Below are 24,727 nucleotides of genomic sequence, written 5' to 3' on the forward strand. Positions count from 1 at the left end.
GCGTTTAAGGGTTTAGTAATTAAATAAAATATCCTTGCTCAACATGGGGCGTAAATACTTTATATCATGCCGTTATTGCCGTGGCGCAAAAACGCTGGTCGCTGGTTAAGACGTTCAAACCAGGCCTCAATCGCCGGCACGTCAGGCTTATCAAACGGCGTCATTTTCCAGCGATTCACCGACAGCCCAAGCACCACGTCCGCGAGGGTAAAGGTTTCGCCCGCCGCAAAAGCCCCGGTGCGCTGCAGCTGGTTTTCCAGAATGGTGATGCAGTGGTTCCACTCCTTGATTCCTGCCGCAATGCGCTCAGGGTCGTTAAAGTCCGGATTTTTACGCCCCAGGGCCGGGAAGACATAGCGCCATGCGTTGTTAAATTCAGTGGCCTGCCAGTCCATCCAGCGCTCAACGTTGGCGCAGGCCTGTGGTTCTGCGGGCAGCAGATCGTGACGCTCGGCCTTGCGCGCCAGATAGCGGCAGATGGAATTGGACTCCCACAGCACGAAATCGCCATCCATCAGCACCGGCACCATGGCGTTGGGGTTCAGGGCGCGGAAGGCGTCCGTTTCCGTCGAGGCGAAACCGCTGCCGTAATCTTCCTGTTGATACTCGATGCCTGCTTCTTCGCAGGTCCAGAGTACTTTACGCACGTTGATGGAGGTGGTTTTGCCGAGGATGGTGATCATTGCGCAGGTGTCCCTTAGAGGAATGAGTTGTTTAGGAACAATACACCAGTTGCACGGAGGAGGTTGGAGCAAAATTTAGTGGGGCGTGCTCTGTCTGGCCCCGGTGAACGTTTCTGGAAGGCGCCTCGCAAACCGCAAAGTAACCTTATGAAAAAAGAGCTGACAGGTCTGCTGCACGATATGGTGTGGCTGCTGGCTGAGTTTGTGAAGGAGCCGCGCATCACTACACATTAAGGGCGCAGGCGTGGAGGGGCGGCAGCGCCCCTTTGTAACCGTGATTAACGCGCTCAGTTCCCGGTATCAAGCAGCGACGTACCGTAGGAGTTGTCGATGGTACAAAGCCAGCGTCCGTCGCTTTCCAGCCGAAAAACATAGGTAGCGCGGCGCGACATTTCCGTTATTCCACCCTGACCATCAGGAAAACGGAGAACGGTTTCCATGATAACGAGGGCATTGCCGCCACCTTCGATCACCTGCATCTCTCCTTGTTCCACAATCAATTGGTTCTGGAAATAATCCGAAATGGCAATAAACGCGCTGCGAATGTTCTCTTTGCCTTTAACCGTCATGCCGGGCTTGACCACCAGAGCCGCGTCTTCGGCGTAGTACTCCATCAGCGCGTCATAGTTTTTGGTGGTGATGGCGTGGTCACAGGATTCGATGATCTGGTGCAGCGGGTGTGGGGTCATGCAAGATTCCTCGTTAAGGGGTAAAGAGGTATTAACGTAACAGCCTGGCGCGTTTGTATAGCTACCAGGTTTTATGGCGGGGGAGTTGGGGGGAAGTTGAGAGGGGAGATAACGTTAGGTCTGGAAAGAGCGAGCAGCGGACGTTGAATTTGACGACTACATGCTCTCTGCCTCAGGTGTTCCCTGATGGAACACTAATTTCCATTGCCCATCCTCAGAGATTTCCCAGCATGAAGAACGAAGGGATGCATTACTGCCATCTGGATTGACAGTTCTGTAGTGCAAAATTGCGAAATTATCTCCAACGATGGTAAGCCGGAAATCACTACTAAGACTAGCTGGAACGCTATCTTCCCCCGAAAGGGCTTCAATAGTCTGTGCACGATTAACAAATACTCCTGAGCGCGTTATTTCGCTAAATCTCTCATGGAGTATTTGTTCAAGCCATATCCGATCTTTCCGCCTACTGCCATGAAGAAAACATTCGAGTCTTTTTAACGTATCCAGTAGCATAGTATTTGCCCTTATCACAATCGAACATTAACTATTAAGGTGATAATCGCTGGAATGCAACGTCCGTCCCCGGCACAGATCTAATGTGAAATGCAGCGCTGTGGATCTGCTATGAGCGGGTTAATCATCAAAATAACACTGTATCATGACTGGAATAATACGATGAATATAAGGACAAGATTAGCTCTATCCTCTGATATAGAGGGTATTTATGACGTCAGGACTTCGGTTAAAGAAAATCATCTCAGTCGAGAAGAAATGGAGCGGATGGGAATTACCGAGAGCGTTGTCACCGATATGATTGAAAAAAGTCGTTGCGCATGGGTTGCTGAGGATGATGGGAAAGTGATTGGTTTTTCAATGATTTTGCCTGATGAAGCATGCCTTTTTGCGGCATTTGTTCTACCTAAATATGAAGGCCGAGGTTTAGGTCGCAGACTTGTTAGACTCGCAGAACAGGAATTATTCAAACATCATGAGGTTGCATGGCTTGAAACCGACAAAAACAGTCGTGCGGCAGAATTTTATAGGCGGCAGGGCTGGATTGAGAAAGAAAATGTAAGCGAATCCGATATTATATTAGAGAAACGTCGCTGCATTTGAGCAAAGACCTCTTTCGTAAACGTCCGCTCCTGGCACAAAACTGACTGCACTAGGAACAAAAATTACCCTGTTAGCGCCAACGTCAAAGAAACACGGATGCTGCACAACACGCGATAAGAAGCATGCTTACGTGTGCAGAGACGATTGGCAGAATGGTCTCAGAGGAGTTATGCGACAGTCAGAGCGATGAAATCCCGCAATGCTACCGGCCATCCCGCTTTAGCGTGTTACAGGGCTGAAACGAGGTTCCTGATCTTTTCAGCCTTTTCAAAATGGTCCAGTTTCATCTCCATAATCCACCAGTGCGCCACTTCCATAAGCAGTTCCGGATCGTCGTTTTTATTAGCAATAAAAGCATAAAACGAAAGCCCAACATCGCTTCCCTTAGAGGCGATTTTTGAATCACAGATCCTGATGATCTTTTCCATCATTCCTTGCCGCACGCCATCTCCTTTACTCTTTTCATCTTCGGGCTAAAAAAAAGCCGCAAGCAGAAGTCTGCTTACGGCTACAGGATCGTTAATATTGTTTTCTGGCAATCAGGCCGCCTTCACAGCCCTGATTTTTTTCGTGTCAGCCGCATCGGATTCTGTTTTATCCGCTGCAGCTGGGGCAGTGAGATCGGGAAGCTTGCTGGTACGCAGAATATGCTGCACGGTCTCTTTCTGCTCGGCGAGATACAGGCCAAGATTTTCAGCCTGCGTTTCATCCATTTGCATTCCGCTTTGCAACAGCCAGTCGGTGAACGCGTCTGCCATATCGAGCAGCTTGTCGTGAGCGTCAGCCTCTTTCTTACTGGCAAATGTCATTTTCTCTTCACCTTTTCTTACGACAACAAATTTTGTTTCAACAGCCATCGTGCACCTCGCTATACTGTGTTTATGTACAGTATATCAGCAACAGATCGATGTTGCAGCAAAATATGCATTACTGGCGAAGCTGCTGCGTTTCCGGGCCACCTATACTGCGCCGCCATGCCCCAGGCGCCTGACCATACTGACGCTTAAAGCTGCGGTTGAAGGACTGCTGGGAGTCAAAGCCCAGCGCGATCGCCACGTTCAGAATCGGCTCGTCGCTGTGGGTTAACCGCTCAACCGATTTTTGCAGCTTTTGCGCGCGAATATACCCGGCGAGGGGATAGCCCGTATGTTCTTTGAACAGGCGCTGGAGGTGCCATTTCGAGTAGCCGGAACGCCTGGCGACGGACTCAATGTCCAGACGGCTGTCCAGGTTGTTGTCGATCCAGTCGAGTAAATCATGCATAAATGCGCCAGTGTTCATCTGGTTACCCCCACGCAGCGGATGAAAAAGTATCTTTGTCTGTTGCATTTAAAGGTGGCGCGTTTTTGTATTAATTGCAAGTTTTATTGTTGCATTTAAATCCCTGAGCGAAACGGGTCTTTTCACATCCGCTCAAATAGCACATAAAGTGCAACAATTATTCTTGCACTTAGTTAAGCGCCTTCCTACAATCGCCGCGAATAGTGTATTCGCAACTGTTACAGTTTTGTGGCGATGAACGACACAAATGGCCTTAAGACAGCCCCCGGACAAAGGAAGTGGCGCGGTGCCTCCTGCTGCGTCTTGCCCGGCGGCGACAATTATCGGAATAAAAATAATGAGCCTGCAAAAAACCTGGGGTAATTCTCATCTGAGCGCGCTGGGAGCAATGTTGCTCTCCGTGCTGCTCGTCGGATGCGACAACAGCGTCGCGCAAAACGCCGCGCCGCCTGCGCCCGCCGTCAGCGCTGCTGACGTGGTGGTGAAATCCATTAGCCAGTGGGATAGTTTTAACGGCCGGATTGAAGCGGTGGAGAGCGTTCAGCTGCGCCCGCGCGTGTCCGGCTACATTGATAAGGTGAATTACACCGACGGCCAGGAAGTGAAGAAGGGTGAGGTGCTGTTCACGATTGATGACCGAACCTATCGCGCGGCGCTGGAACAGGCGCAGGCGAACCTGGCAAGAGCCAAAACGCAGGCCAGCCTCGCGCAAAGTGAAGCTAACCGTACCGATAAGCTGGTCAATACCAACGTTGTCTCCCGTGAAGAGTGGGAGCAGCGTCGTTCGGCCGCCACTCAGGCGCAGGCCGATATTCGTGCCGCGCAGGCGGCGGTTGACGCTGCCCAGCTCAACCTGGACTTCACCAAAGTCACCGCGCCTATCGACGGTCGCGCCAGCCGGGCGCTGATCACCAGCGGCAACCTGGTGACAGCGGGCGACACCGCCAGCGTTCTCACCACGCTGGTCTCGCAGAAGACGGTTTACGTCTACTTTGACGTGGACGAGTCAACCTACCTTCACTATCAAAACCTGGCCCGCAGCGGGCAGGGGGCGTCCAGCAACCACACGGCGCTTCCGGTAGAGATTGGCCTGACGGGCGAGGAGGGCTATCCCCATCAGGGCAAAGTGGACTTCCTTGATAACCAGCTCACGCCGAGTACCGGCACCATCCGCATGCGCGCGCTGCTGGATAACGCGCAGCGTCAGTTCACGCCGGGACTTTTTGCCCGCGTACGCCTGCCGGGCAGCGCCGAGTTTAAAGCCACGCTTATCGACGACAAGGCGGTGCTGACCGATCAGGATCGTAAGTACGTCTATATCGTCGATAAAGAGGGGAAAGCGCAGCGCCGCGACATTACGCCGGGTCGTCTGGCAGATGGTTTACGCATCGTGCGGCAGGGGCTGAATCCTGGCGATAAAGTCATCGTCGAGGGTTTACAAAAAGTGTTTATGCCGGGTATGCCGGTTAACGCCAAAACCGTTGCCATGACCGCCACCAGCGCCCTCAACTGATCCCTTGACCTGAGAATCCTACCCATGGACTTTTCCCGCTTTTTCATCGACAGGCCGATTTTTGCCGCGGTGCTGTCGATTCTGATTTTTATCACAGGGTTAATCGCCATCCCGCTGCTGCCGGTGAGCGAATATCCTGACGTCGTGCCGCCAAGCGTGCAGGTGCGCGCGGAGTACCCGGGGGCCAACCCGAAAGTGATTGCCGAGACGGTGGCGACGCCGCTGGAAGAGGCGATCAACGGCGTTGAGAACATGATGTACATGAAGTCCGTTGCGGGCTCCGATGGCGTGCTGGTCACCACCGTCACCTTCCGTCCGGGTACCGATCCGGACCAGGCGCAGGTGCAGGTGCAAAACCGCGTCGCGCAGGCCGAAGCGCGTCTGCCGGAAGACGTGCGGCGCCTGGGCATTACCACCCAGAAACAGTCCCCGACGCTGACGCTGGTGGTGCATCTGTTTTCGCCCAACGGTAAGTACGACTCCCTGTATATGCGTAACTACGCCACGCTGAAGGTGAAGGACGAGCTGGCGCGTCTGCCCGGCGTCGGCCAGATCCAGATTTTCGGCTCGGGTGAGTACGCGATGCGCGTCTGGCTGGATCCAAATAAAGTGGCGGCTCGCGGACTGACCGCTTCGGACGTGGTCACGGCAATGCAGGAACAAAACGTACAGGTTTCCGCCGGGCAGCTTGGCGCCGAGCCGCTGCCGAAAGAGAGCGATTTCCTGATCTCCATTAACGCTCAGGGCCGCCTGCATACCGAAGAAGAGTTTGGCAATATTGTCCTGAAAACAACGCAGGACGGTACGGTCGTCCGCCTGCGCGACGTGGCGCGTATCGAAATGGGGTCCGGCAGCTATGCGCTGCGTTCCCAGCTGAACAATAAAGACGCGGTCGGGATTGGTATCTTCCAGTCGCCGGGGGCGAACGCCATTGATTTGTCTAACGCGGTGCGCGCAAAAATGGACGAACTGTCCACGCGCTTCCCGGCGGACATGAAGTGGGCGGCACCTTACGATCCGACCGTTTTCGTGCGCGACTCCATCCGTGCGGTCGTGCAAACGCTGCTGGAAGCGGTGGTGCTGGTCGTGCTGGTGGTGATCCTGTTCCTGCAAACCTGGCGCGCGTCGATCATTCCGCTGATCGCGGTGCCGGTTTCGGTGGTGGGTACCTTCAGCATTCTCTACCTGCTCGGCTTCTCGCTCAATACCCTGAGTTTGTTCGGGCTGGTGCTGGCCATCGGTATCGTGGTGGACGACGCCATCGTGGTGGTGGAAAACGTCGAGCGAAACATAGAAGAGGGGCTTGCGCCGCTTGCGGCGGCGCATCAGGCGATGCGCGAAGTGTCCGGGCCGATCATCGCGATTGCGCTGGTGCTGTGCGCGGTGTTTGTGCCAATGGCGTTCCTCTCAGGCGTGACCGGGCAGTTCTACAAGCAGTTTGCGGTGACGATCGCGATTTCCACGGTCATCTCCGCCATTAACTCGCTGACGCTCTCTCCGGCGCTGGCGGCACTGCTGTTAAAACCCCACGGCGCGCCGAAAGATTTCCCGACCCGGCTTATCGATCGTCTGTTCGGCTGGATTTTCCGTCCGTTTAACCGCTTTTTCCACCGCAGCTCGAACGGCTATCAGGGGCTGGTGGGCAAAACGCTGGGAAGACGCGGCTCGGTATTTGTGGTGTATCTGCTGCTGCTCTGTGCCGCAGGCGTCATGTTTAAAGCGGTGCCCGGCGGGTTTATTCCGACGCAGGACAAGCTGTACCTGATTGGCGGCGTGAAAATGCCGGAAGGTTCGTCGCTGGCGCGCACCGACGCGGTGATCCGCAAAATGAGCGAAATCGGGATGAATACCGAAGGCGTGGACTACGCGGTGGCGTTCCCGGGGCTGAATGCGCTGCAGTTCACCAACACGCCGAACACCGGGACGGTCTTCTTCGGCCTGAAACCGTTCGACCAGCGTAAGCATACTGCGGCGGAAATAAACGCTGAGATCAACGCGAAAATCGCGCAAATTCAGGAAGGCTTTGGCTTCTCCATTCTGCCGCCGCCGATTTTAGGGCTGGGGCAGGGGTCGGGCTATTCTCTGTATATTCAGGATCGCGGCGGTCTGGGGTATGGCGCGCTGCAAAACGCGGTGAACACCATGTCCGGTGCGATTATGCAGACGCCGGGAATGCACTTCCCGATCTCAACCTACCAGGCTAACGTGCCGCAGCTGGACGTGCAGGTTGACCGCGATAAGGCGAAAGCGCAGGGCGTGTCGCTAACCGATCTTTTCGGGACGCTGCAAACCTATCTGGGCTCGTCGTACGTCAATGACTTCAACCAGTTCGGACGTACCTGGCGCGTGATGGCGCAGGCCGACGGGCCGTTCCGCGACAGCGTGGAAGATATTGCGAATCTGCGCACCCGCAACAGCCAGGGCGAAATGGTGCCGATTGGCAGTATGGTGAAAATCACGACCACCTACGGGCCGGATCCGGTGATCCGTTACAACGGCTACCCGGCGGCGGACCTGATTGGCGATGCCGATCCGCGCGTGCTTTCGTCCGCACAGGCGATGACGCAGCTGGACGCGATGTCTAAGCAGATCCTGCCTAACGGGATGAACATTGAATGGACGGATCTGAGCTTCCAGCAGGCCACCCAGGGCAACACGGCGCTGATCGTCTTCCCGGTCGCGGTGCTGCTGGCGTTCCTGGTCCTGGCGGCACTGTATGAAAGCTGGACGCTGCCGCTGGCGGTGATCCTCATCGTGCCGATGACCATGCTGTCCGCACTGTTTGGCGTCTGGCTGACCGGGGGCGATAACAACGTCTTCGTGCAGGTGGGGCTGGTGGTACTGATGGGGCTGGCGTGTAAAAACGCGATTCTTATCGTGGAGTTTGCCCGCGAGCTGGAAATTCAGGGCAAAGGCATTATGGAAGCCGCGCTGGAGGCCTGCCGCCTGCGTTTACGTCCGATTGTGATGACCTCCATCGCCTTTATTGCCGGGACTATTCCGCTGATCCTCGGCCACGGGGCAGGCGCAGAAGTGCGCGGCGTCACCGGGATCACGGTGTTCTCCGGGATGCTGGGCGTGACGCTGTTTGGTCTGTTCCTGACGCCGGTGTTTTACGTGACGCTGCGTAAGTTCGTGACGCGCGGGAAAAAAGAGGAAAGGGACGTTCTGCCCGCGTAGGAAAGCTGCAGATAATAAAAAACCGCCTTTATTGTGAAGGCGGTTTTTTTTCGCATCAGATAAAACGTTACGACGTTTTTTGATACTGGGCAATAAGGTCCGGGAGGGGATCCCATCCGCTGCTGTCGGCGTTTTTCACCGCTTCCAGGGCGCTTGCCACGGTATGGCGGGCCAGTACCGCTAACGAAGCCTCTTCTGCCTCTTCGGAAATCGATTTGAAGTACCAGCAGGCGTTAGCGCTGACCACGCAGCGGGCCGGCACGTCAGGGCGCGACGCCCACAGCTTTTTATCTTCGATGACCGAAAGGTAGATGTCGCGCAGGGTGATCTCTTCCGGCGGGCGACCAAGGTGAATTGAGCCGTTACGGCCAAGCGTTGAGACGATAATGCCGTCACGCGTGAGCGGAACCATCAATTTTCTGATGAAGCTCGGGTTCGCTTCCAGGCCGTAGGCCAGAATCGCACTCGTGGAACGTTCACCCAATTGCTCCGCCATCGCTACGCTGAGAACCATCTGCAAAGCTGTCGGGAAGCGGTAATCTAACATTTCTCTGTCCTGGGTTGCGGTGAATCTTGTTCTTTTTGGCACCGCAGAGGTGAATAAGCAATAAACAACAATATAACAAATACGGTAATTATTTTGAAGCAATCTGCGGCATTTGCGATCGAACTCCCTGTTCTGATTTAGCAAAACGTGCGGTTCGGGAAGTCAACCGTCACCATCAGGCCACCTTCAGCGGAAGTACTCAGGTTTACGCTGCTGTTGTGTTGCTGCGCCACCGCTTTGACGATGGCAAGCCCCAGCCCGCTCCCGCTTTGCACCTGATTGGGGTCGCGGAAAAACCGGTCAAACACGCGCTCGCGCAGTTCAACCGGAATACCGGGCCCTGCATCTGAAACGCGAAGCCGCGCGAAGCCATCCGCTATGCTGACATCGACCTGAATCCGCCCGCCCTCGGGACTGTACTTCACGGCGTTCTCAATGAGGTTGTCAATAAGCGATACCAGGCGTTCCCTGACGCCGGGGATCCAGATGTCATCCTCGGCGAAGAATTCCAGCTCAATTCTGCGCGCGGACGCCAGCGGTTCCAGTTCGGCCATTCGTTCCTGAATGAGCGTGGTCAGCGGAACGGTTTCCATGTCCGTATCAATGCGCGCTTCGCTGTGCATCATCAGCAGCAGCTGGTTGACGAGACGCGCTGCCCGGCTGTTGCTGCGAATCACCCCTGCAAGCAGCTCCTGCTGGCTCTCGCTAAAGACCCAGGACTGCAGCGCTTCCACGTTGATGCGCATCGCCGCGAGGGGCGTACGCAGTTCGTGCGCCGCATCCGCAATGAAAACCCGCTCCCTTTCCGCGCTTTCGCGCACCCTGGCAAGGAAGTCGTTGATCGCGTCCACCATCTGGCGAAGCTCCCGGTGCTTCGGTACGGCTTTTAACGGGGAAAGATCGTCCGGCGTGCGTAGCGAAATTTCATTGACCACCTTGTTCCAGGGGCGCATCGCAATGCGGATTGAGAGCCACGCGGGAAACAGCAGAAAAGGGAAGCAAACCAGCAGCGGCAGGATGTAGTACCCGCGCGAGTTCAAATAGATAAAGAAGTTCCAGCCGCTGGCTGGGGTGAAAAGGGTAACCTCCACGTCGGAATGAGGGGATTTGAGGGTGCGGCTAGTCCAGACGCGACCTTCACTCTGTACGTGCTCCATTTGCCCCGGTCGGGTGTTTTTCACCCCCGCGGGTGCTCCTTGTGACGAAAATATCACGGCATTATTCTCGCGAACGATGAGGTTAATCGACAGCGCGGGATCGTCACCGCCGCCATAGCCCTCACGCAGCGCCTTGCTGAAGGCTTCCAGCACGGCGGTGCGATCCTGCGGGCGTCCGTCCATCCTTTCAACCAGGGTAAAAAGGGTTTCATACGTCTTATTGCCCGTGAGGATGGGAGGGCTGCGCAGGTCATCCCACAGAATGAAGGTTAAAAAAAGACTCCACAGCAGGGTAAGCAGCACGATCTGGGCGATGATAATTCGCCGTACCAGCGTCGGTCGTCTCAGGTGATACCAGACGTTTCGCATTAACCGGTCACCTTCTGGACTGAGACGGTATCAATGACATACCCGACGCCCCGCACCGTTCGCACATAGCCGTCGCCGATTTTTCGCCGCAAATTTCCCATATGCACGTCGAGCGCATTGCTGAGGTTCTCTTTGTTGCCGAATATCCGCTCTTCCAGAAACCGTCGCGTTATCACGCGGTCAGCGCGCAGCATCAATGTTTCCAGCAGCGCATATTCACTGGCGGTCAGGTCTATGTGGCGCGCGCTTACCTTCACGCGACGCGTCGGAACATGAAGCGATAAGCCTCGAATTTCTATCGCTGCATTCTCAAAACCGTAGCTGCGTCGCGCAAGGGCTCGTACTCGCGCCAGCAGTTCGGCGAGAACAAAGGGTTTGACGAGATAGTCGTCCGCGCCGGCATCCAGCCCGCACAGCCGGTCCTGCAGCGTGCCGCGCGCCGTCAGGATGATGACCGGGATCCCCTTAAGCTGCTGACGCAAACGCGTCATCAGGCTCATGCCGTCACCGTCGGGCAGCCCCAGGTCGAGCAAAATAAGTTCAGGCACGCAGACGTCCAGCTGATGCAGCGCATCCTCTTTGCGGCGTACCCATATGACGTCAAATCCCTGATCGGAGAGGGCGATACGTACGCCGTTGCCGAGATCCAGGTCGTCTTCGATTAGTAGAATTTTCACACTGGTAACTGTATCAACCGTGAATGAAGAACATCTTAAGAAAAAAACGGTATCAGGAAACCTGCACGGTTTACAGCACCGGCTCGCGCTTCAGTGTTTCTTCATGTTGGGCTCATAAGAACCTTAGGGTCGGTATTCAAAATGGGCGTTCAGGCGGTTAACCGCATGCATCGTCATCATTTGAATCCAAAAGGGCTTCTTTAATGAGAAACATCGAACTGCGTCATACGTTCCCCCATTTACTTCCGGGCCGCAGCCTGAAAAACCTCGTGCCGGGCGTCGTTCTGGCGTTGCTGGTCACGCCTGTTGTGGCGGCCGAACAGAGCCAGGGTAACGTCTTAACCCTGGGAGGCGGCGTGGACGTCGCGCCGCGCTACTCAGGTTCCGATAAAACCCGCGTCAGTGCGGCTCAGGTGGTGGATTACGCCATGGCAAACGGCTTCTTTATCGGCACCACGCGAGGGATCGGTTACGGCAATAACATCGGCAACCTGGATTACAGCGCGGCGCTGAGCTATCGGGTTGGTCGTAAAGATAAAGACGTGAGCAGCGATTCGATCAGCTCCGGCAGCGACGAGCTGCGGGGAATGGGCGAGATAAAAGGCTCGGCAATCGTTGTGCCTGGGCTGGAGTACAGGGTGACCGACTGGCTTCACCTGCAGCTGCAGGCTGAGGTACCGGTTTCTGAAAGAGACAACGGTGAAGCGGTCCATTTCGGCATTTCCAGCCCGTTTTATACCTCACAAAAAAATGAGGTGGCGCTGGCGCTGACCGGCAGCTGGGGATCCGACAAGTACATGCAGACCTACTACGGGGTCAGTGCCGCACAGTCGAGCACATCGGGATTTGCCCGACATGACGCCGGGGCCGGGATTTATGCCTGGTCGATGAATCTTGACTGGACCCACAGGCTCACCTCGCGCTGGAGCGTCCTTGCCTCAGCGGGTGTGACGCAGCTGACGGGGGATGCGGGCGATAGCCCGATTGTGCATCGTAAAACGTCGCCGACGGGGAGTTTGAAGGTGACATACAGTTTTTAATTGTTGGCTGCGACAGCTTGCGGTTTTGAGCGCACACTAACGATGTAGATAAGCCGCTCCGGTTAATATGCGGGGCGGTGCTGTTTGATAACGGGAATAATGGTGGACTATCTAAATTCATTGCAGAGAATATTGTCGGTTGATCCTTCACGAATGCGGGTGCTTTACGCGGTCCGCGATTTGCAACTTCGTGATTGCTGGATTGGCGCGGGTATTGTCAGGAATGCCGTATGGGATCATCTGCATGTTGATTGGCATCGTTCCTTATCTGGCGATGTTGACGTGGTCTGGTTCGATCGCGAATGTTGTACTCCGACGACGAACGTCATCTGGAAGAAAAACTTAAACAACAGATGCCCGCTTTTGACTGGTCTGTAAAGAATCAAGCCAGAATGCATCTGCGTAATGGTGATTGTACTTACCCCATTATCTTCTTATAATATTTTGGATAAGAAATTTGACAAGCAAGAAATATCTTTTTTGATTATTTTGATTTCTTAGGTGATTATATTCCGCGTAAGGATATTTGACTGGAATATGATTCCTCTTCTGTCTGTAAAGATAAGAAGAGGAATGTATAAATTATTGATGCATCAGTAACCTGCAGCCTTATTAGCCGATTTTATACGCTGATTCCTTGCGTCTTTTTCTTGTTGGTCTTTAGCTTGCATTATCCCACTTGCAGCATCCACCCAATCATTTGCGGTACAGCCTGACAATACCATACTCAATGTTAGTACAAATACATATTTCAATTTAGTTCCACAATCTAATCGTTGTACAAATAACGCCAGCATAATACTCATTGTATTTGCCACTTATGTGGTTAATGTAACAAAAAATAACATTACGGGCAAGGGGTTATTTCTAGCCTCGTTTAGGCAACTGGTGAGTCATAATCATTAGCTTAAAAAATTGAGTTGCAGGGTTGCAAATAGAACAGCAGCTAATAAAACGATATATCATATTAAATGAACCATTTTCCTTGTGTACTTCAACCACACATGGCTGATTTAAAAGGCTGTTCGTTACACCGCCAATATCGATGGTGCGATGGTCTGCTCTTGGCATTATGACTGTCGGCCATCCATCCCTCACCAGCGTGCAGCGCTGCAGCATCCAGCAAGGCCTACTCCGGCTAAGCGGTAGTTTTTGCACTATGTTTAACACCAGTCAGAATAATAAAATGGTTAACGTTTTATTAGGTTCCGAGCAGTGGCGGCCTCAGTCCGGAGCATTTCAAAGCCAGAACCTCACTGAGAAGTGTGCCAGCATGACGTGGCTAATATCCCTATCCGGAGAACAACGTGTTCGGAAAACTATTGTTAAACTACATGCCAGGTTTACAAAATTTGTTAGCCTACGATAAAAGCTGGCTAAAACAGGATGTTAAAGCTGGGTTATCCGTTGCGGCTGTCGCGCTACCGGTGGCTATTGCTTATGCTGAATTGGCTGGTGTTGGGGCAATAGTGGGGCTGTATTCCTGCGTTTTACCGATGATAGCGTATGCACTCTTTGGATCTTCACGTCAGCTTATTGTGGGCCCTGATGCCACGACCTGCGCGGTGATTGCGGCCGTCGTGTTTCCTCTTTCTGCAGGTAATCCCGAACTGCACTGGCAGCTGACCATCATCATGACGTTGATGATGGGCGGGTGGTGCCTGCTTGCCAGTAAATTTCGCCTGGGCGCGCTTGCCGATTTGCTTTCTCATCCCATTCTCACGGGTTTGCTTAATGGCGTAGCCGTGACGATTATTGTCGGGCAATTAGGCAAGGTGCTGGGGATAAAACTCGATGAAGCGCAGGTTATTGAGAAAATAATGGCCTTGCCAGGCCGACTTTCCGACAGTCATTTATTAACCATTGGGATATCGTTTTTAACGTTAATTATTTTAATGGCGATCAAAACGTATCGCAGCCACTGGCCAGCTCCGTTGATTGCCATTGTGATGACAACGCTACTGGTATGGGCGACATCTGCGCAACAGTATGGTATTGCCACTATTGGAGGGGAAGGCTTCCAGCCTGGTTTACCCGTGGTCAACTGGGGCGCGTTTCAGCCCGGTCCGATGCGTGATTTAGTGATCCCGGCGCTGAACCTGGCGTTGGTCAGTTTTGTCAGCCTGATGCTGACCGCCCGCAGTTTCGCTGCGAAAAATGGCTATGAAATTAATGCTGATGCAGAGTTCCGGGCGCTGGGTATTGCGAACATTATGTCGGGGTTATCTCAGGGGTTTGCAATCAGTGGAGCCGATTCCCGGACCGCAGTTAATGATTCAGTGGGTGGGAAAAGTCAGCTGGTTTCCATCGTCGCAGCCTTACTCATCGGTATTGTAGTAGTGTTTTTCACTCAGCCATTACAATTTATTCCGGTATCTGCGTTAGGTATTGTTTTAATGTATGCATCATGGTCATTAATTGATTTACGTGGACTATGGAACCTGAGACGCAGAAATAAACAGGCATTTCGCCTGGCCTTTTTCACGTTTGGCTGTGTGTTAATTATCGGCGTTATCCAGGGGATCGGCCTTGCGGTGTTGCTTGGCCTGTTACAGTTCCTGCGTACGGTGTTTCGTCCCTCTGAGCACTTACTGGGCACTGACGAAAATGGAATGATTCACTCATTAGGTAATACAACCGATATTAAAATGGTCCCGGGCGTGCTGATGTATCGATTTAACTCCCCGTTGACCTATTTTAACGTGGCTTATTTTAAACGTCGGGTATTGAACCTGGTTGATGGTGCAGCAGTACAGCCTAAATGGGTGGTTATTGATGCCGTAGCCTGCTTCACCTATTCAGACATCAGCGTTCTGGCAACCATTAATGAGTTAAAGCGCGATCTGAAAGGTCGACAGATTACGTTAATCCTTGCGGGCAGAAAAACGGAATTAACGCGCTGGTTTAAAGATAGCCGGCCAACGATGAATGATGATGACATGATTCTGGCACCAGACCTCTATCTGGCACTTCGGTTCATTCAAAGCAAAGAGAGTGCGAGTGAATCAGGTGGCGAGGTATAAGCTAAAGGCTTGCCCGCCAACCGCGAGCAAGCCACATCCCTTAGCGATACAGCGTCTTTTCCGCAACCGGAATAAGTAACCCGGATCGCCAGTCCGCGAGCGTCAGCTGTGCAAGCCTGCCCAGCGCGGTATAAAACGGATGCCCGGCGTTGTCGACAAACACCGACAGGAAGCGGGTGCTCCACGGCAGCAGGTGCCACGCCAGAAGCTGATCGCACTCCGACTCGCGACCATTCTCGGCCAGCCACGCCGCCAGCAGCAGCAAAGTACCGAAATGATCTTCCGGCTCATTCTGCTGCATTTCAAATGCGATAGTGTTCTCACGCATCCACTGGCGCAGCGCGAGGGTCGAGTCGCCAAACAATACGGATTCACGGTCCAGCCAGACGGAACCCCACGGCGGAGCGGGCAGGGCATACGGACCAATAAACAGCCGTTGCCAGGCGTCCGCCAGCGGCTCATCGGAAGATGAGGCAAACGTATCGGCAACCGGCTGCAGCGTTTCCGAAGGCAGGGGCCAGTCCTGAACCCATTCGCCAGCGGTGAGCGCTTTCACCAGCGGCGCGGCCTGCTCGCTGTCCGGCGAGAAATAAAACAGCGCGCCCAGCACCCGGGCGCTGAACGCGAACGATTCACGATGTGAGACGTCTTTCATTAAACCTTCCTTGCTCGCGCGGATGACGCCCGCGCGACTGTGTTAACCGATAATAGTGACCACAGAATAAACCAGGGTCTCGTGTTTCACCTCTACACCTTCTCGATCTGCACCAGATTGGTGTGCTGGGGGTTGCCTTTTGCCAGCGGAGAGGGTCGATGGGTCGTCAGCGTGTTGATGCAGGAGCCGTGGTCGATACGATCGCCATTCATATTGGCATCATGCCACGCTCCCTGGCCCATGGCGCTCACGCCGGGCATGATGCGTGGCGTGACCTTCGCTTCAATTCGCACCTCGCCGCGGCTATTAAATACGCGCACCGTATCGCCGTTCTTAATGCCGCGTTTTGCAGCATCGACAGGGTTAAGCCACACCTCCTGGCGACAGGCCGCTTTCAGAACGTCGACGTTACCGTAGCTCGAGTGGGTACGGGCTTTGAAGTGGAAGCCGAACAGCTGCAGCGGGAACTGCGCGCGCTCGGGCGCGTCCCAGCCGTCAAAGGTCGATGCGTAGACGGGCAGAGGGCTGATGGTCTCATCTTTTTCCAGCTCCCAGGTGGCCGCAATCTCCGCCAGCTTGCTGGAATAAATTTCAATCTTACCCGATGGCGTTTTCAGCGGATTGGCTTCCGGGCTCTCGCGGAATTTTTTATAGGCCACAAAGTGTCCGTTCGGATCCTTGCGCTTATAAATGCCCATTTTTTTCAGCTCGTCATAGGACGGCAGTTGAGGGTCTTTTTCGAGCATTTTGGCATACAGAAACTGCAGCCACTGTTCCTGCGTGCGTCCTTCTGTGAATTTCTGATGAATATCCGGCCCGAGGCGTTTCGCCACTTCGCTCATGATCCAGTAGATAGGCTTACGCTCAAACTTCGGCGCGGTCACGGGCTGGAGGAAAATGAGGTAGCCCATATTACCCGCATAATCGTTCGGAATGATGTCTTCCTGCTCGACGGTCATCAGGTCCGGCAAAATAATATCGGCGTACTTCGCTGACGACGTCATGAAATTGTCGATGACGACAATCATTTCGCACTTGCTTTCATCCTGCAGGATATCGTGGGTTTTATTGATATCGGAGTGCTGGTTGATGATGGTATTGCCCGCGTAGTTCCAGATGAACTTAATCGGCACGTCCAGCTTATCCTTCCCACGCACGCCGTCGCGCAGGGCGGTCATCTCCGGCCCGCGGGCGATGGCGTCCGTCCAGCTGAAGCAGGAGATTTGCGTTTTGACCGGGTTATCCGGTATCGGCATACGTTCGATGGTAATGGTGTAGGTCGACTCGCGCGCGCCGCTATTACCGCCGTTGATGCCGACGTTTCCGGTAAGAATTGGCAGCATGGCGATGGCGCGGGACGTTAGCTCGCCGTTCGCCTGGCGCTGCGGTCCCCAGCCCTGGCAGATATAGGGCGGTTTCGCGGAGCCGATTTCCCGGGCAAGCTTGATGATGCGATCCGCGGGAATGCCGGTGATGCGTGAGGCCCACTCCGGCGTTTTCGCCGTGCGGTCATCGCCCTGGCCGAGAATGTACGCTTTGTAGTGGCCGTTAGCGGGCGCGCCTTCCGGCAGCGTTTTTTCATCGTAGCCAACGCAGTATTTATCGAGAAAAGGCTGGTCGACCAGGTTTTCGTCGATCAATACCCAGGCAATGCCCGCCACCAGCGCGGCATCGGTACCCGGACGGATAGGGATCCACTCATCTTCGCGTCCGGCTGCCGTATCGGTATAGCGCGGGTCGATAACGATCATTCGCGCGTTGGACCGCTCGCGGGCCTGCTCCAGATAATAGGTAATCCCGCCGCCGCTCATGCGCGTTTCCGCCGGGTTATTGCCGAACATCACCACCAGTCTGGTGTTTTCGATATCAGATGTGCTGTTGCCTTCGTTGCTGCCGTAAGTGTAAGGCATCGCGCAGGCGATTTGCGCCGTGCTGTAGGTGCCGTAGTGGCTCAGGAAACCGCCGTAGCAGTTCATCAGGCGCGCCACCAGCGAAGCGTAAGGGGAGGAGCGGGTGATATTGCCGCCGACAATCCCGGAGGAGTAGTTAATATACACCGCTTCGTTGCCGTATTTGCTGACCACCTCTTTCAGGCTGGCGGTGATGGCGTCCAGCGCCTCATCCCATGTGATGCGCTCGAACTTGCCTTCACCGCGTTTACCCACGCGTTTCATCGGATAGTTGAGACGATCGGGGTGATTGATGCGACGGCGAATAGAACGCCCGCGCAGGCAGGCGCGCACCTGATGGTTACCGTAATTATCCTCACCGGTATTATCCGTTTCGACCCAGTACACTTCGTCGTCATGGACGTGCAGACGCAGCGCGCAGCGGCTGCCGCAGTTGACCGAGCAGGCGCCCCATACCACTTTATCTTCAGCAGGCTGGACGGCGTTCTTCACCGCCGCGGCGGCCCTCTTTAAGCCGAAAGGAAGCGAGATCCCGCCGGCGGCAAGCGCCAGAGACCCTATTGCCGTAGATTTCACGAGAGTTCGACGGCTAATTCCGCCGTGATGTTCAGTATCGGACATGGCTCACCCCATCATTAAATTGCGTATAATTTTTCCCGAAATGATGACCGGGCTAATGATGGGGTGAGTGTTACTGATTTGGGGGTATTAGATCTTAATCCTCATCAAATCAAAGGGGATTGAGGGTAAATTACTGCGCTTCAGCAGCCCCGTTGCCTGTACGGGTGTACAAAATTTTAAAAGTGTCGTTGGCGCAGTGGCCTACCACCTGCGTGCCCGCCTGGTCAGCCTGATCGTTCGGCACAATGCTCAGCGTAAAACCTGATTCAGGCACGCCGTTGTTGATAATTTTCTGCTGAATGTCGCTTTTCACGCGCTCGCAGGAATCCGGTGCCGCCAGCGCGGCCGTTGAGGCACTCATTAACAGCAGGGCGGTAATCCAGGGTAACCGTTTCATCTGTAGCTCCTTTTCTCTGTGTAGAGATTAATTTTAGCAGGCTTCGTGTAAACAACTGTATTTGCTAATATGATTGGGAATAATCTCCCTGTACGGTAATAAATGTGAAGAAATACGCAGCGATAACGCTACTGGCAGCAACACTGGTGGGGTGTGATAACAGCTCCGCGCCGCTGTCGTTTACGCCCGAGATGGCGAGTTTCTCGAATGAATTTGATTTTGATCCGCTGCGCGGCCCGGTGAAAGACTTCACCCAGACGCTGCTCAACGAGAAGGGCGAAGTGTCCAAACGGGTGACCGGCACCGTGTCGGCGGAAGGGTGTTTCGATACCCTGGAACTGCACGACCTGGAGGCCAATACCGGCGTGGCGCTGGTGCTGGATGCCAATTACTATCTTGATGCGGAAACCCAGCAGCGAAAAGTGAAGCTGCAGGGGAAATGCCAGCTGGCCGAACTGCCGTCAGCCGGGATAACGTGGGATACCGACGACAATGGTTTTGTGGTGGCGGCGCACGGCAAAGAGATGGAAGTGAAGTATCGCTACGATGCGGATGGCTACCCGCTGGGCAAAACCACCGTCTCCGGCGATCAGCATCTGTCCGTCCAGTCGACGCCGTCTAAAGACGTTCGCAAAAGAATGGATTACTCGGCAGTGAGCATGTTGAATGATAAGCCGCTGGGTAACGTGAAGCAGAGCTGCGACTACGACAGGCACAATAATCCGGTGAGCTGCGACCTGACGATCACCGACGACAGCGTCAAACCTGCCGTTGAGCGCAAATACACCATCAAAAACACGATTGAATACTACTGAGAATAAAACCGCGCAGGTTACTGCGCGGTCGGTTTCAGCAGGCTGGCGCCTGACGGTTTATGACCGGCGAGGTGCTGATGCTGGAAGATGCACATGCGAATGGTATTGCGGTATTCGCCGTTGATAAAGAACTCGTGAATCAGCTCGCCTTCCACCATAAAGCCCAGCTTCCGGTAGATATGGATCGCTTTCTCGTTCTCTTTGTCCACAATCAGGTAAAGCTTGTAGAGATTCAGAACGTTGAATCCGTAATCCATTGCTAGCTTCGCTGCCCGTGAGGCAAGGCCTTTTCCCTGATGCTCAGGGGAGATAATGATCTGAAACTCCGCCCGACGGTGAACGTGGTTGATTTCAACCAGCTCCACAAGACCGGCTTTTTCGCCTTCACACTCCACCACAAAACGACGTTCACTCTGATCGTGAATGTGCTTATCGTAGAGATCGGACAGCTCAACAAAGGCCTCGTACGGCTCTTCGAACCAGTAGCGCATTACGCTAGCGTTATTGTCGAGCTGGTGGACGAAGCGCAGGTCTTCACGCTCCAGCGGACGAAGCTTAACGTCGCAGGGCGCCGACATTACGGGGCTACCGTGCGGCCAGTGCGGCGATCCAGGCAGCGCAGGGTGTTTGGCTCCCAGTATGCGTTGACGTTTGCACTTTGCTGACACTTATCGCGCGCGTCAAAAGCGACATCTTCTTTGTCCCACTCTTTTTCAGCACGTTTGTTAACCTTGTGGCGAAGGCTGCGGGTGTCATTCCATTGTTCTTTGTCCATAGCGGCGTTCTGGCGGCTTTGCGCGCTGTCACCAGACTCAATAATGAGCTTGCTGGTTTCCGCTGTCGCAGAGGCGGCAAAGGCGAACGAAGACAGCGCCAGCAGGGCTGTCAGACAAAGGCGTTTGCTTAATGTGGTCATAGCGTTTCCTTTTAAACGGGTGCAGATAATCAAGTTACCCTGAACAGATTCTACACCAAAGCGAAAATACGTCATACCCGCGGTGCAAGTATGGAAAGGTAAAGGATATCATCAGGTATGATGTCTAAATAAATCCTCACCTGACGTGAAATATGCTCAAAACGACGCTGCTTTTTTTTGCTACCGCGCTATGCGAAATCATCGGCTGCTTCCTGCCCTGCGCTTGCTGAAGAAGGGGGGATCCGTATTGCTGCTCATCCCGGCAAGCGTCGCGCTAATCGCCCGGTTTTGTGATCGTTAGCCGATTTTATGATCATCATACTTGTATGGTAGTAGGGTTGATGGGTAAATTTCAAGCATCACAACGAATGATGTAAGGAAAGGAATTATGAAGATTGTCGCGGCTGACGTGTTTGTTACCTGCCCGGGGCGGAACTTTGTCACCCTTAAAATCACCACCGACGAGGGGATTGTCGGCCTCGGTGACGCTACGCTGAACGGGCGTGAACTCTCCGTTGCTTCCTACCTGAAAGACCATCTCTGCCCGCAGCTGATTGGCCGCGATGCGCACCGCATCGAAGATATCTGGCAGTTTTTCTATAAGGGTGCCTACTGGCGTCGCGGCCCGGTCACCATGTCGGCCATCTCCGCCGTGGATATGGCGCTGTGGGACATCAAGGCCAAAGCGGCCAACATGCCGCTCTACCAGCTGTTGGGCGGCGCATCCCGTGAAGGGGTGATGGTTTACTGCCACACGACCGGTCACACCATTGACGACGTGCTGGAAGATTACGCCCGCCATAAAGAGATGGGCTTCAAGGCGATCCGCGTGCAGTGCGGCGTGCCGGGCATGAAAACCACCTACGGCATGGCTAAAGGGAAGGGGCTGGCCTACGAACCTGCGACCAAAGGCGACTGGCCGGAAGAGCAGCTCTGGTCCACCGAAAAATACCTCGATTTCACGCCAAAGCTGTTCGACGCGGTGCGCAGTAAATTCGGCTTCAATGAACATCTTCTGCACGACATGCACCACCGCCTGACGCCAATCGAAGCGGCGCGCTTCGGCAAGAGCATTGAAGAATTCCGCATGTTCTGGATGGAAGATCCAACGCCTGCGGAAAACCAGGCCTGCTTCCGCCTCATTCGCCAGCACACCGTCACGCCAATAGCCGTGGGCGAAGTATTTAATAGCATCTGGGACTGCAAGCAGCTCATCGAAGAGCAGCTCATCGACTATATCCGCACCACCATTACCCACGCGGGCGGGATCACCGGGATGCGTCGCATCGCGGACTTCGCCTCGCTCTACCAGGTACGCACCGGCTCGCACGGCCCGTCGGATCTCTCGCCGGTATGCCACGCCGCCGCGCTGCATTTCGACCTGTGGGTGCCAAACTTTGGCGTCCAGGAATATATGGGCTATTCCGAACAGATGCTGGAGGTCTTCCCGCACAGCTGGCGCTTTGATAACGGCTATATGCATCCGGGCGACAGGCCGGGCCTGGGCATCGAATTTGATGAAAAACTGGCAGCGAAGTATCCGTACGATCCGGCCTATCTGCCGGTGGCCCGTCTTGAGGACGGCACGCTGTGGAACTGGTAAACGAGGAGCGAACGATGAAAAGCGTAGTGATTCAACAGCCGAACCAACTGGTGATTGAAGAGCGGCCACTCCCGGCGCCAGGCCCGGGTGAAGTTCGCGTCAAAATCACGCTGGCGGGGATCTGCGGTTCGGATAGCCACATCTATCGCGGCCATAACCCGTTTGCGAAATATCCACGCACGATCGGCCACGAGTTTTTTGGCGTGATTGACGCCGTAGGCGAGGGTGTCGACAGTGCCCGTCTGGGCCAGCGCGTCTCGGTCGATCCGGTGATCAGCTGCGGACACTGCTATCCGTGTTCCGTCGGAAAGCCGAACGTCTGCACCTCGCTGGTGGTGCTGGGCGTACATCGCGACGGGGGCTTCAGCGAATACGCGGCGGTACCCGCTAAAAATGCCTGGCCTATCCCCGATGACATTCCGGATAGACACGCCGTCATGGTGGAGCCTTTCACCATCGCCGCCAACGTGACGGGGCAGGCCAGCCCCACCGGGCAGGACGTCGCGCTGATTTACGGCGCAGGGCCGATGGGGCTGGTCACCGTGCAGGCGCTGAAAGGCGTCTATAAGGTGAAGCAGGTTATCGTGGTTGATCGCATCGACGAACGCCTGAAAATGGCCCAGCGCAGCGGCGCGGACTGGGTGTTGAATAACGGCGAGCAGTCGCTGCAGGCCGCGCTGGACGAACGGGGCATCAAACCGACGTTAATCATTGATGCCGCCTGTCATCCGGCGATTTTGCAGGAGGCGATTACCCTGGCCTCTCCGGCGGCGCGCATCGTGCTGATGGGCTTCTCCAGCGAGCCGAGCCAGATTGTCCAACAGGGCATCACCGGCAAAGAGCTGGCGATCTTCTCCTCGCGCCTCAATGCCAATAAATTCCCGGTCGTCATCGACTGGCTGAAAAAAGGGCTGATCGACCCGGAAAAACTGATCACTCATGCCTTTGACTATCACCATGTAACAGACGCCATTGAACTGTTTGAGAAAGACCAGCGGCAGTGCTGCAAAGTCTTGCTCACGTTCGGGAAATAAACCTTTACGCGGTTAAGAGCCTGCGCAGACAGGCTCTATGTGGTACGCATCTTACCCTTCAGAGATAGTCATTATGACGCAAGCACAACCTCAAAGAACCACCTCCGATCTGGTGAAAGCCGCCGTTTCCGGCTGGCTGGGCACCGCCCTGGAGTTTATGGACTTTCAGCTTTACTCGCTGGGGGCTGCCCTGGTCTTTCACGAGATCTTCTTCCCTGAACAGTCAGCCGCGATGGCGCTAATCCTCGCGATGGGAACCTACGGCGCAGGCTATATCGCACGCATTGTCGGTGCCTTTATCTTTGGAAGGATGGGCGACAGCATCGGTCGTAAGAAGGTGCTGTTTATCACCATCACCATGATGGGGATCTGCACCACGCTGATTGGCGTCCTGCCGACCTACGCGCAGATCGGGATTTTTGCTCCCGTTCTGCTGGTGACGCTGCGCATCATTCAGGGCCTGGGCGCCGGGGCTGAGATCTCGGGGGCCGGGACCATGCTGGCGGAGTACGCGCCAAAAGGGAAACGCGGCATCATCTCTTCGCTGGTGGCGATGGGCACAAACTGCGGGACGCTGAGCGCCACGGCGATCTGGGCGGTGATGTTCTTTGCCCTCGACCGTGAAGAGCTGATTGCCTGGGGTTGGCGCGTGCCGTTCCTCGCCAGCGTGGTGGTGATGATTTTCGCCATCTGGCTGCGTATGAACCTCAAGGAGAGCCCGGTCTTTGAGAAAGTGAACGATGCCCAAACCGTACAGCCGGACACCTCGCTCGGTTCAATGGTGAAAAGTAAATCCTTCTGGCTGGCGACCGGCCTGCGGTTTGGTCAGGCAGGCAACTCGGGTTTGATCCAGACGTTCCTCGCGGGGTATCTGGTCCAGACGCTGCTGTTCGATAAAGCCATCCCTACCGATGCGCTGATGATAAGCTCCATTCTCGGTTTTATCTCCATTCCGCTGCTGGGCTGGCTTTCCGATAAAGTAGGGCGCCGTCTGCCGTACATTATCCTCAATGTCTCCGCCATTCTTCTCGCGTACCCGATGCTGTCGATTATCGTCGATAAGAGCTATGCGCCGGGGACAATTATGCTCTCTATCATCGTTATTCATAACTTCGCCGTGCTGGGGCTGTTTGCGCTGGAAAATATCACCATGGCGGAGATGTTTGGCTCGCGAAATCGCTTTACCCGTATGGCTATCTCGAAAGAGGCGGGCGGCCTGGTGGCGGTGGGCTTTGGTCCGGTGCTGGCGGGGATCTTCTGCAATATGACCGGCTCCTGGTGGCCGATTGTCGCCATGCTGGTGGCTTATTCCGCGATTGGGCTGGTCTCGGCTGTCCTGATGCCGGAAGTGCGCGACCGTGATTTGAGCGCGGCGCACGACGCAGCGGAGTCCGCGCCGGAAGAGAGCGTGGGTTACGGCGCGCTGTCATCGCGACGCTAATGGTTCATAACTTAAGTGACCTGTCACATAACTTTATCTTTATGTCAGACCACATGAGCA

General features: G+C 54.7%; 24 protein-coding genes and 2 pseudogenes. 11 read left to right on the forward strand and 15 right to left on the reverse strand.

Going from position 1 to position 24,727, the window contains the following annotated elements:
* Nucleotides 1–59: 59 nt before the first annotated feature.
* The 3 genes from F0320_RS09810 to F0320_RS09820 all read right to left on the reverse strand — a co-directional run bounded on the left by F0320_RS09810 (nucleotide 60) and on the right by F0320_RS09820 (nucleotide 1,885).
* Nucleotides 60–683, reverse strand: coding sequence for a glutathione S-transferase family protein (locus tag F0320_RS09810; RefSeq protein WP_126328413.1), 624 nt, complete (start codon nucleotides 681–683; stop codon nucleotides 60–62).
* Nucleotides 684–970: 287 nt separating this feature from the next.
* The gene (locus tag F0320_RS09815) at nucleotides 971–1,372 is read right to left on the reverse strand and encodes a YybH family protein (protein ID WP_126328414.1); all 402 of its coding nucleotides are present in this window, start codon (nucleotides 1,370–1,372) and stop codon (nucleotides 971–973) included.
* 156 nt (nucleotides 1,373–1,528) lie between these two features.
* Entirely contained in the window at nucleotides 1,529–1,885 is a 357-nt protein-coding gene (locus tag F0320_RS09820; protein ID WP_126328415.1) for a DUF4440 domain-containing protein, read from the reverse strand.
* A 162-nt stretch (nucleotides 1,886–2,047) separates the two neighbouring features.
* Here F0320_RS09820 and F0320_RS09825 point away from each other — a divergent pair, with 162 nt between their 5' ends.
* Nucleotides 2,048–2,488: a GNAT family N-acetyltransferase gene (locus F0320_RS09825; RefSeq protein WP_126328793.1), complete on the forward strand. Its 441-nt coding sequence runs from the start codon at nucleotides 2,048–2,050 to the stop codon at nucleotides 2,486–2,488.
* Nucleotides 2,489–2,715: 227 nt separating this feature from the next.
* On the opposite strand, the gene F0320_RS09830 is transcribed toward F0320_RS09825, so the two are convergent.
* The 3 genes from F0320_RS09830 to F0320_RS09840 form a co-directional block, all read right to left on the reverse strand.
* Nucleotides 2,716–2,931: a DUF6500 family protein gene (locus tag F0320_RS09830; protein WP_126328416.1), complete on the reverse strand. Its 216-nt coding sequence runs from the start codon at nucleotides 2,929–2,931 to the stop codon at nucleotides 2,716–2,718.
* A 96-nt stretch (nucleotides 2,932–3,027) separates the two neighbouring features.
* On the reverse strand, nucleotides 3,028–3,345 hold the full coding sequence (locus F0320_RS09835) for a YebG family protein (protein ID WP_047174883.1): 318 nt from the start codon (nucleotides 3,343–3,345) through the stop codon (nucleotides 3,028–3,030).
* A gap of 70 nt (nucleotides 3,346–3,415) precedes the next feature.
* Nucleotides 3,416–3,769, reverse strand: coding sequence for a helix-turn-helix domain-containing protein (locus F0320_RS09840; RefSeq protein WP_126328417.1), 354 nt, complete (start codon nucleotides 3,767–3,769; stop codon nucleotides 3,416–3,418).
* Nucleotides 3,770–4,106: 337 nt separating this feature from the next.
* On the opposite strand from F0320_RS09840, the gene F0320_RS09845 reads away from it, so the two are divergent.
* Nucleotides 4,107–5,282 (forward strand): efflux RND transporter periplasmic adaptor subunit, encoded by a 1,176-nt coding sequence (locus F0320_RS09845; protein WP_126328418.1) that lies wholly within the window; start codon nucleotides 4,107–4,109, stop codon nucleotides 5,280–5,282.
* A 24-nt stretch (nucleotides 5,283–5,306) separates the two neighbouring features.
* A complete protein-coding gene (oqxB, locus tag F0320_RS09850) occupies nucleotides 5,307–8,462 on the forward strand; it encodes a multidrug efflux RND transporter permease subunit OqxB (RefSeq protein WP_126328419.1) in 3,156 nt (1,051 codons plus the stop codon).
* 67 nt (nucleotides 8,463–8,529) lie between these two features.
* Here the strand turns inward: oqxB and F0320_RS09855 are convergent, their stop codons facing one another.
* From F0320_RS09855 to F0320_RS09865, 3 genes are all read right to left on the reverse strand, one after another.
* The gene (locus tag F0320_RS09855; RefSeq protein WP_029739386.1) at nucleotides 8,530–9,009 is read right to left on the reverse strand and encodes an RrF2 family transcriptional regulator; all 480 of its coding nucleotides are present in this window, start codon (nucleotides 9,007–9,009) and stop codon (nucleotides 8,530–8,532) included.
* A gap of 137 nt (nucleotides 9,010–9,146) precedes the next feature.
* A complete protein-coding gene (locus F0320_RS09860; RefSeq protein ID WP_126328420.1) occupies nucleotides 9,147–10,535 on the reverse strand; it encodes a sensor histidine kinase in 1,389 nt (462 codons plus the stop codon).
* The gene (locus tag F0320_RS09865; RefSeq protein WP_126328421.1) at nucleotides 10,535–11,212 is read right to left on the reverse strand and encodes a response regulator; all 678 of its coding nucleotides are present in this window, start codon (nucleotides 11,210–11,212) and stop codon (nucleotides 10,535–10,537) included. The genes F0320_RS09860 and F0320_RS09865 overlap by 1 nt, the downstream gene beginning before the upstream one ends.
* Nucleotides 11,213–11,415: 203 nt before the next feature.
* Between F0320_RS09865 and F0320_RS09870 the strand changes: the two genes are divergently transcribed.
* The gene (locus F0320_RS09870) at nucleotides 11,416–12,252 is read left to right on the forward strand and encodes a MipA/OmpV family protein (protein WP_126328422.1); all 837 of its coding nucleotides are present in this window, start codon (nucleotides 11,416–11,418) and stop codon (nucleotides 12,250–12,252) included.
* Between the two features lie 153 nt (nucleotides 12,253–12,405).
* Nucleotides 12,406–12,692 (forward strand): annotated as a pseudogene (locus tag F0320_RS09875) (nucleotidyltransferase family protein).
* Between the two features lie 153 nt (nucleotides 12,693–12,845).
* Here F0320_RS09875 and F0320_RS09880 read toward each other — a convergent pair.
* Nucleotides 12,846–13,058 (reverse strand): hypothetical protein, encoded by a 213-nt coding sequence (locus F0320_RS09880; RefSeq protein ID WP_126328423.1) that lies wholly within the window; start codon nucleotides 13,056–13,058, stop codon nucleotides 12,846–12,848.
* Between the two features lie 501 nt (nucleotides 13,059–13,559).
* On the opposite strand from F0320_RS09880, the gene F0320_RS09885 reads away from it, so the two are divergent.
* Nucleotides 13,560–15,275, forward strand: a complete 1,716-nt coding sequence (locus F0320_RS09885) for a SulP family inorganic anion transporter (RefSeq protein WP_047651349.1) — start codon at nucleotides 13,560–13,562, stop codon at nucleotides 15,273–15,275.
* Nucleotides 15,276–15,315: 40 nt separating this feature from the next.
* Here F0320_RS09885 and dmsD read toward each other — a convergent pair whose 3' ends face one another.
* The 3 genes from dmsD to F0320_RS09900 all read right to left on the reverse strand — a co-directional run bounded on the left by dmsD (nucleotide 15,316) and on the right by F0320_RS09900 (nucleotide 18,858).
* Nucleotides 15,316–15,930, reverse strand: a complete 615-nt coding sequence (gene dmsD, locus F0320_RS09890) for a Tat proofreading chaperone DmsD (protein WP_047651350.1) — start codon at nucleotides 15,928–15,930, stop codon at nucleotides 15,316–15,318.
* 92 nt (nucleotides 15,931–16,022) lie between these two features.
* Nucleotides 16,023–18,461, reverse strand: a complete 2,439-nt coding sequence (gene ynfE / locus F0320_RS09895; protein ID WP_126328424.1) for a selenate/tellurate reductase subunit YnfE — start codon at nucleotides 18,459–18,461, stop codon at nucleotides 16,023–16,025.
* A gap of 130 nt (nucleotides 18,462–18,591) precedes the next feature.
* A complete protein-coding gene (locus F0320_RS09900; protein ID WP_029739394.1) occupies nucleotides 18,592–18,858 on the reverse strand; it encodes a DUF1161 domain-containing protein in 267 nt (88 codons plus the stop codon).
* A 104-nt stretch (nucleotides 18,859–18,962) separates the two neighbouring features.
* Between F0320_RS09900 and F0320_RS09905 the strand changes: the two genes are divergently transcribed.
* Nucleotides 18,963–19,673 carry a YnfC family lipoprotein gene (locus tag F0320_RS09905; protein ID WP_047651352.1) on the forward strand — a complete coding sequence of 237 codons (711 nt, stop codon included), beginning with the start codon at nucleotides 18,963–18,965 and terminating at the stop codon, nucleotides 19,671–19,673.
* A 17-nt stretch (nucleotides 19,674–19,690) separates the two neighbouring features.
* Here the strand turns inward: F0320_RS09905 and speG are convergent, their stop codons facing one another.
* Nucleotides 19,691–20,251, reverse strand: a complete 561-nt coding sequence (gene speG / locus F0320_RS09910; RefSeq protein WP_023311549.1) for a spermidine N1-acetyltransferase — start codon at nucleotides 20,249–20,251, stop codon at nucleotides 19,691–19,693.
* Nucleotides 20,251–20,589 (reverse strand): DUF1283 family protein, encoded by a 339-nt coding sequence (locus F0320_RS09915; protein WP_023311550.1) that lies wholly within the window; start codon nucleotides 20,587–20,589, stop codon nucleotides 20,251–20,253. The genes speG and F0320_RS09915 overlap by 1 nt, the downstream gene beginning before the upstream one ends.
* A gap of 152 nt (nucleotides 20,590–20,741) precedes the next feature.
* Between F0320_RS09915 and F0320_RS09920 the strand changes: the two are divergent.
* The 4 genes and pseudogenes from F0320_RS09920 to F0320_RS09935 form a co-directional block, all read left to right on the forward strand.
* Nucleotides 20,742–20,866 (forward strand): annotated as a pseudogene (locus tag F0320_RS09920) (YnfA family protein); the annotation flags it as partial.
* Nucleotides 20,867–20,977: 111 nt separating this feature from the next.
* Entirely contained in the window at nucleotides 20,978–22,192 is a 1,215-nt protein-coding gene (manD, locus tag F0320_RS09925; protein ID WP_032657497.1) for a D-mannonate dehydratase ManD, read from the forward strand.
* A gap of 14 nt (nucleotides 22,193–22,206) precedes the next feature.
* The gene (locus tag F0320_RS09930; protein ID WP_126328425.1) at nucleotides 22,207–23,226 is read left to right on the forward strand and encodes a Zn-dependent oxidoreductase; all 1,020 of its coding nucleotides are present in this window, start codon (nucleotides 22,207–22,209) and stop codon (nucleotides 23,224–23,226) included.
* A 73-nt stretch (nucleotides 23,227–23,299) separates the two neighbouring features.
* Nucleotides 23,300–24,667: an MFS transporter gene (locus F0320_RS09935; protein WP_149323759.1), complete on the forward strand. Its 1,368-nt coding sequence runs from the start codon at nucleotides 23,300–23,302 to the stop codon at nucleotides 24,665–24,667.
* Nucleotides 24,668–24,727 lie beyond the last annotated feature (60 nt).

This window comes from Enterobacter dykesii, from assembly GCF_008364625.2.
In the GTDB taxonomy this organism is placed as follows: Bacteria; Pseudomonadota; Gammaproteobacteria; order Enterobacterales; family Enterobacteriaceae; genus Enterobacter; species Enterobacter dykesii.